Genomic DNA, 7,265 nt, shown 5'->3' on the forward strand with positions numbered 1-7,265 from the left:
CTCATGGTCGACATCAGCCGAGGATCGGCGCTCGGCGCCTCGGGCGCGAGCGAGCTCTTCCAGCTGTTGCGCGATGGCGCTCCGCGCACCCGTGCGTCGCTCGCGCAGACCACCGGACTCGCCAGGTCCACCGTCGCGGCCCGCGTCGACGAGCTCATGCGCCTCGGCCTGGTGACCCCCGTCGCCGACGCCGCATCCACCGGCGGCCGCCCGCCGTCGCAGTTCGCTCTCAACCCGTCGGCGCGCATCGTGCTCGCGGCCGACCTCGGCGCCTCCCACGCCACGATCGCCGTCACCGACCTCGAGGGCTCCGTGCTGGCCCAGCACGGCGAGCCCATGGACATCGCCGACGGGCCCGAGGCCGTGCTCGGTTGGATGGTCGACGCCGCCCACGAGCTCATCGACGGACTCGGCCGCGATCGCGGCGACGTCGCCGCGATCGGCATCGGGGTCCCGGGTCCGGTCGAGCACGACACCGGCCGCCCCGTGAACCCGCCGATCATGCCCGGCTGGGATCGCTTCGACGTGCCCGGCTGGGTGCAGCAGCACCTCGAGGTGCCCGTGCTCGTCGACAACGACGTCAACATCATGGCGCTCGGCGAGCGCGCGCTCGCCTGGCCGCAGGTCGAGCACCTCGTGTTCATCAAGGTCGCGACCGGCATCGGCTCGGGCATCATCTCGGGCGGCCTCCTGCAGCGCGGCGCCCAGGGCATCGCCGGCGACCTCGGCCACGTCCGCGTGGCGCGCGGCGCCGACGTCCCGTGCCACTGCGGCAACCGCGGATGCCTCGAGGCCCTCGCCTCCGGCCCCGCCATCGCGCGCGCCCTCCGCGAGCAGGGCGTCGACGCACGGTCGGGCTCCGACGTCGTCGACCTCGTCAAGCGCGGCGACCTCGACGCGATCCAGGCGGTGCGCCAGGCCGGCCGCGACATCGGCGAGGTGCTGACGGCCGCCGTGAGCCTCATCAACCCGTCGGTCATCGCCATCGGCGGTTCGATGGCGCGTGCCGGCGAGCACCTCATCGCCGGCGTGCGCGAGGTCGTCTACACGCGCTCGATGCCGCTGGCCACCGAGCACCTCGCCATCGTGCAGTCGGCCGCGGCCGAGAACGCCGCCGTGCTCGGTGCGGCGATGCTCGCGATCCACCACGCCCTCTCGCCCGAGGGCATCGTGGCGCTCGCGTCGCGTTGACACGCGAGGCGGGCGGTCCGCAGGTGGGCGGCCCGCGCTACGCTCGTTCCGTGCCCGACTCCCCCTTCGCGCTCTTCGATCTCACGCCGACCGGCGAGATCCGGGAGAGCATCGCGCCCCCCGCGCGACTCCCGCACGAGACGCGGGTCGTGGCCGACTCCACCGACCGGGTCGCCTGGCTCCGCGCCCGGTCGCAGGGCGTCACCGCGACCGACGCCGCGAAGCTCGCCACCAGGGCCTCCGTGAAGTCCGCCGCATGGGAGAAGCTCCACGGGTCGCCGCGCAGTTTCGGGGGCAGCCGCTACACCGACCACGGCCGCGAGCGCGAACCCGTGATCGCCGAGTGGGCGGCGAGAACGCACGGCATGTCGCATTCCTCGCTGCTCTACCACGCGGCATCCGATCGCCGGCATCTCGCCACCCCAGACGGCCTGCGCATCGCGCTCGACGGCACGCTCGAGCTCTGCGAGATCAAGACCACGTCCAAGCCCTGGCGCGCGGTGCCGCGCAGCTACCTGCGGCAGGTGTGGTGGCAGCAGTACGTGCTCGGCGCCGAGCGCACGCTCATCGTCTGGGAGCAGCACGACGACTTCGTGCCCGTGGCTCCCGAGCCCGAGTGCCGCTGGATCGACCGCGACGACGACCAGATCGCGATCCTCGTCTCGCTCGCCGACGACCTGCTCTCAGAGCTCCGCCCGGTCCAGGCCCCCGCGCAGGAGGCGCGAGCCTACTTCCGGCCGAGCGTGCTCGCATGACGACAGTGCTCCTGCACGGTCTCGGCGCAGATCGGCGGCAGCCGCTCACGCTCCTCGAGCCGATGCTCCGAGAGGCGTCGAAGGAGGGCGAGCTCATCATCGCGCCCGACGTGCGCGCCCACGGCGGGTTCCTCGAGATCGGCGACGCCGGCGACTTCGCGATCGACGCGCTCGCGGCCGAGGTCGTGGCGGCGGTGCGCCGTGCCATCGAGGAGGCCGGGGGCTCGCACGAGGAGCCAGTGCACATCCTCGGCATCTCGATGGGCGCCGCCCTCGCCCTGCGCATCACGCTCGATCAGTTGCTGCCCGTCGAGCGCGCGGTGTTCATCCGACCGTCGTTCGACGACCGGCCGCTGCCCGACAACCTCCGCGCCTTCCCCGTCATCGGGCAGGTGCTCGCCGACGCCGGCCCCTCCGGGGCGGTGGAGTTCCAGGAGCGCGAGGTCTACCAGCGGGTGGCCGAGGTGTCCCCGGTCGGAGCGCGAAGCCTGCTCGCCCAGTTCACGGCGCCCGACGCCGCACGGCGGGCCATGCGGCTCGTCGAGATCCCGCGCAACCGGGCGTTCCGCGACGACGCCGAGCTCGCCGAGCTCGAGACCCGCGGCATCCGCTCGCTCGTGGTCGGCGCACTGCGCGACCCGGTGCACCCCATGACGACGGCCGAGCGCTGGGCCGCGGGCACCGCGTCGCCCATGCTCGTGCTGCCCGCCCGCGACGACGGGCCCGCCGCGCAGGCGCACGTGCTCACCGAGCAGATCGCCCGGTGGATGGTGAACTTCTAGGCTGCCGCTGACTCGACCTGCGGATGCGGCCACCTCGTGCGGCTGAGCGCGATGACCCCGGCTCCCACGAGCAGGATGAACGCCGCGATCGCGATGACGTAGACGAGGACCCCGCCGTAGCCCGCCTCCTGTGCCGGGTTCAGGAACGGGTACGGGTACCAGCCGATGATCGCACCGCGGATCATCGAGTACGCGACCCAGACGATCGGGAAGATCGCGATGGTCCAGAGCCGCTGCCAGGCGACGGGGCGACGACCGGGCGCGAGCACCCAGTCGATGACGACGTAGAGCGGCGCCCAGACGTGGAGGATCTCGTTCGACCACGGCAGCGTCGTCGCCTGGTCGAGCGAGAACCCGCGCAGCAGCAGGTTGTAGACGACGAAGGTGGTCGCCATGTACGTCACGGCGCATCCGCGCACGAGGTTGAACCACTCGGGATCCCTCGCGCGCGTGAACGCGATCCAGCCGCCGACGAGCAGGAGCACCGCGGTCAGCGCGTTCGAGAGGATCGTGAAGAAGCTGAAGAAGTTCACGACGAAGAAGAGCCGGTCGGGCACCATCGACCAGCTCTGCACGAACTGGCCGACGATCGCCGTGACGATCGCGGCCGCCGCGAGCACGCGCAGAACGCCGAACACCTGTCGCATGGATCCCCCTGCCCCCAGCCGCTCGGTCGGCGGCGACTTCCGAGGTGCAGCCTAGTGGCGTCGACCGACCCGGCCCGGGAGGATGGACCCATGACCGACGCGATGCACGCCCTGGTGATCGACCGCACCGGCGGACCCGACGAACTCCGCCTCGCCGAGGTGCCGCGGCCCATCCGGGTGAGCGACGAGGTCGTCGTGCGGGTGATCGCGGCGGGCGTGAACCCGATCGATGCGAAGACCCGCGCCGGGCGAGGCGTGTCCGCCGCCATCGGGGCGTACCCCGCGGTGCTCGGCAACGACTTCGCCGGCATCGTCGAGACCGTGCCGTACGCGGGCCACCCGCTCCAGCCAGGAGACCGGGTCTACGGCGCCGCGCGTCCGCCGCGCACGCCGGGCGCCTACGCCGAGTTCGTCACCGTCTCGTCGATGAGCGTCGCGCCCATGCCCGCGTCGCTGGGCTTCGTGGAGGCGGCCGCCCTGCCGATCGCGGCGCTCACCGCGTGGGGCGCCGTCGTCGACGTCGCCCGGGTGCACGACGGGCAGCGCGTGCTCGTGCATGCGGGCGCCGGCGGCGTCGGACACCTCGCCGTGCAACTCGCCGCGTACTTCGGCGCGCACGTCACCGCCACGTGCGGTCCGGCGAACGTCGGGTTCGTCGAGGGGCTCGGCGCCCGCCGCGTGATCGACTACCGCAGCGAGCGCTTCGAGCTGGTCGCCGGCGAGCAGGACGTGGTCATCGACCTCATCGGCAACGTGAAGGACGACACCGGCACCCGGTCGCTCGAGGTGCTCCGCAAGGGCGGCCTCATCGTGAACGTGCCCACCGGGTCCTGGCCGGGCATGGCCGACGAGGCGGCCGCACGCGGCATCCGCTCGACCGGGTACTCGTGCTCCCCCGATGCGCGCACGCTCACCGTGCTCACCCGGCTCGTCGACGACGGGGCGCTCCGCGTGCACGTCGACCGCGAACTGCCGCTCGCCGACGGCGCCGAGGCGCACCGGCTCGTCGAGGGCGGGCACGTGCGGGGCAAGGTCGTGCTGCGCGTCGCACCCGACCCCGAGTAGCGGGCGGGGTTCGCCGAGCGGATGCCGCGGCATCCGCTCGCGCGTCAGCCGATGCGCGTCGCGAGCAGGGCCGACCCGAGCTCGCTGCGGAGGTAGAGCACGCTGCGCCCGTACCGCGTGCTGACGAGCAGTCCGGCGTCGCGGAGCACCCGCAGGTGCTGGTTGACGGCCGAGGCGCTGACGCCGAAGCGCACGCCGAGCTCGGTCGACGATGCCGGGTCGGCGAGCGCGGTGAGCAGGGCCGCGCGGGTCTCGCCGAGGATCGCGGCCACCGCGGCCGGGTTGGCGACGCGCTCGGTCTCCCAGAGGGCGCCCTGCCCGCGGGCGGAGTACATGATCATGGGCGGGCCGTCGCCCACCGGTGCCGAGGCCCGGCGCGTGAACATCGTCGGCACGAGAGTGAGTCCTTCGCCGTCGATCGCCTGGGTGCGCTCGGCGGGATCGCGCAGGTGCACGACGACGACCCCGTGCTCGTACTCGACGCGCGGCGGCGCGAGCTGGTTCAGCATGCTCGCGACGCCCGACTGCGCGATCTGCCGGCCGCGGAAGACGATGTCGGCCTCGAGTACGGCGCGCATGCGCGGCCAGTAGGGCTCGAAGCAGGTCTCCCAGAGCTGGCGCAACGTGGAGATGATGCGGTGCAGGGCACGCTCGTGCGGTCCGGCGAACACGTCGGGCAGGTGGCCGTGCACCGCGATGAGATCGTCGCGGAACACCTCGGCCGGCGTCTCGGCGAGCGCCCGGAACTCGTCGTCGAGGCGGGTGAGCGGCGACGTCGGACGCGGGTTCAGGAAGTCGGGAGTCCAGAGCCGGTCGTCGAGAAGGCCCGCGAGCACGCGCTCGTCAAGACGGGCGCGGGCCTCCTCGGTGCGACGCAGCCAGCCGAGCTGCAGCGGGAACCACGAGGGGTTGCGGAACGCGCGGATCGACAGGCCGAGTTCGCACAGCGGCGAGATGCCGAAGCGCACGGCACCGACATCGTCCTCGGTCATGAGATAGCGCAACATGTAGCACTACGCTACATCGATTTCGACGGGGCATCCGCTTCAGCAGGATCGAGGACGTGAGCCCTACCTCCGACACCGACACGTCATCCTTCCCCGTCCTCGATCCGAACCTCGACGCCGCCGCGGCGAGCGCCGACGAGGCGGATGCCGCGGAGTCGTCGGGGCCCCCGGCGGCGAGCGCAGCGGCGAACACCGCGGCCGAGCCCGTCACCACCGGGCCCGGAAAGCCGGGCCTCCGCGCCCGCCTCGCGGCATCGGTCTCGGATCCGGTGCTGCGGATCCTCGTCGGCGCGACCCTCATCTCGCGGCTCGGACGCGGCATCTTCCTCACCGTGACGGTGCTCTACTTCACGCTCATCGTCGGGCTCACGCCCGGCGAGGTGGCGATCGTGCTGGCCTCGGCGAGCGCGGCGGGCGTCGTCGCCTCCTTCGCCGGGGGCTGGCTCGCAGACCGGTTCAGCGCGAAGCGCCTGCTCATCACGTTCACGAGCATCGAGGGCGTCGCCCTCATCGCCTACGTCTTCGCCGGCGACTTCGTCACCGCGCTCGTCATCGCGGTCATCTGCGGACTGTTCGAGCAGGGCGCCAACTCGACCCGTTCGGCGATCATCGCCCGGGCCTTCACGGGCGAGTCCCGGGTGCACGCCCGTGCCGTCCTGCGCGCCGTGACGAACGTGTCGATCGCAGTGGGCTCCGGCTTCGGCGCGCTCGCGCTCGCCATCGGCACGGCCGAGGCGTACCGGTGGCTCATCGTCGGGGCGGGCCTGATGTACCTGCTCGGGCTCTTCCAGCTCGTGCGGCTGCCCTCGCGAGTCGACGCGCCGGCGCGAGCCGCCGTCGCGGAGGTCGTCACCGAGACCGGGACGGTGGATGCCGCGGCCACGGCCGACGCGATCGCGGCGGAGCGGCGCTCATGGCGCGGCCACTCGCCGTGGCGCGACTCGCGCTACCTCCTGCTCACCGTGCTCAGCGCGATCTTCGGCATGCAGTTCGGCGTCGCCGAGCTCGGCGTGCCGCTCTGGATCACCCGCGAGACCGCGGCCCCCGAGGTGATCATCTCGGTGCTGCTCATCATCAACACGACCATCGTCGTGCTGTTCCAGGTGCCGATGTCCCGCGGCACGCACGACCTGCGCGTCGCCGGCCGGGTGTCGGGCATCTCGGCCTGGCTCATGGCCGCGACCTGCCTCGTCTACGCGGCCGCGGCGGGCCTCCCCGTGGCGTTCGCGATCGCCGTGCTCGTGGTCGCCGCGATCGCGCATGCCTTCGCCGAGGTGCTCTCGCAGGCGGGCGGCTGGGGACTCAGCTTCGAACTCGCCGACCCGGTGCGAGCGGGCGGCTACCAGGGCGTGTTCGGCATGGGCTACTCGGTCGGAGCGCTCGCCGCCCCGCTCGTGGTCAACGCCACCGCGATCTCCCACGGCCTCGCGGGCTGGGCGGTGCTCGCGGGCATCTTCCTCGCCTCGGGCCTCGGCATCCGGTGGATCGCGCGTACCGCGGCGAAGCGAGCGGATGCCGCCGTCGCCACGGGCGCCGCGATCGCCTGAGGTCGCCGGGCACGGGTATCGTCGGGCGCATGCCCGCCGCGCCGTCGATCGTCTGGTTCCGCGACGACCTGCGCGTCGCCGACCACCCGGCGCTCTCGGCCGCGGTCGAGCGCGGAGCCCCGGTGGTCTGCGTCTTCGTGCTCGACGAGGAGTCGACCGGAATCCGCCCGCTCGGCGGCGCCGCACGCTGGTGGCTGCACGGCTCGCTCGAGGCGCTCCGCGCCGACCTCGAGCGGCTGGGCGCGCGGCTCGTGCTGCGGCGAGGAGCGGC

The 7,265-nt window shown here is 73.0% G+C and carries 8 protein-coding genes; 6 read left to right on the forward strand and 2 right to left on the reverse strand.

Going from position 1 to position 7,265, the window contains the following annotated elements; genetic code table 11:
* Window positions 1-3: 3 nt before the first annotated feature.
* The 3 genes from ACR3IO_RS07540 (at window position 4) to ACR3IO_RS07550 (ending at window position 2,728) form a co-directional block, all read left to right on the forward strand.
* Window positions 4-1,191, forward strand: coding sequence for an ROK family protein (locus ACR3IO_RS07540; protein WP_434070551.1), 1,188 nt, complete (start codon window positions 4-6; stop codon window positions 1,189-1,191).
* A gap of 98 nt (window positions 1,192-1,289) precedes the next feature.
* Entirely contained in the window at window positions 1,290-1,946 is a 657-nt protein-coding gene (locus tag ACR3IO_RS07545) for a YqaJ viral recombinase family protein (RefSeq protein ID WP_434070584.1), read from the forward strand.
* Complete coding sequence (locus tag ACR3IO_RS07550; RefSeq protein WP_434070552.1) at window positions 1,943-2,728, forward strand: alpha/beta fold hydrolase; 786 nt, start codon at window positions 1,943-1,945, stop codon at window positions 2,726-2,728. The genes ACR3IO_RS07545 and ACR3IO_RS07550 overlap by 4 nt, the downstream gene beginning before the upstream one ends.
* Here ACR3IO_RS07550 and ACR3IO_RS07555 read toward each other — a convergent pair.
* On the reverse strand, window positions 2,725-3,375 hold the full coding sequence (locus ACR3IO_RS07555; RefSeq protein WP_434070553.1) for a Pr6Pr family membrane protein: 651 nt from the start codon (window positions 3,373-3,375) through the stop codon (window positions 2,725-2,727). The two genes, ACR3IO_RS07550 and ACR3IO_RS07555, sit on opposite strands and share 4 nt — an antisense overlap.
* Window positions 3,376-3,465: 90 nt before the next feature.
* On the opposite strand from ACR3IO_RS07555, the gene ACR3IO_RS07560 reads away from it, so the two are divergent.
* Window positions 3,466-4,440 carry an NADP-dependent oxidoreductase gene (locus ACR3IO_RS07560; RefSeq protein ID WP_434070554.1) on the forward strand — a complete coding sequence of 325 codons (975 nt, stop codon included), beginning with the start codon at window positions 3,466-3,468 and terminating at the stop codon, window positions 4,438-4,440.
* A 44-nt stretch (window positions 4,441-4,484) separates the two neighbouring features.
* Here the strand turns inward: ACR3IO_RS07560 and ACR3IO_RS07565 are convergent, their stop codons facing one another.
* Window positions 4,485-5,432: a helix-turn-helix domain-containing protein gene (locus tag ACR3IO_RS07565; RefSeq protein WP_434070555.1), complete on the reverse strand. Its 948-nt coding sequence runs from the start codon at window positions 5,430-5,432 to the stop codon at window positions 4,485-4,487.
* Between the two features lie 71 nt (window positions 5,433-5,503).
* Between ACR3IO_RS07565 and ACR3IO_RS07570 the strand changes: the two genes are divergently transcribed.
* The gene (locus ACR3IO_RS07570) at window positions 5,504-6,994 is read left to right on the forward strand and encodes an MFS transporter (protein ID WP_434070556.1); all 1,491 of its coding nucleotides are present in this window, start codon (window positions 5,504-5,506) and stop codon (window positions 6,992-6,994) included.
* Window positions 6,995-7,023: 29 nt separating this feature from the next.
* Window positions 7,024-7,265 (forward strand): deoxyribodipyrimidine photo-lyase (locus ACR3IO_RS07575; protein ID WP_434070557.1); only part of this gene is annotated, 242 nt, incomplete at its 3' end.

It is taken from the genome of Agromyces sp. Marseille-Q5079 (genome assembly GCF_051016555.1).
Taxonomy (GTDB): Bacteria; Actinomycetota; Actinomycetes; order Actinomycetales; family Microbacteriaceae; genus Agromyces.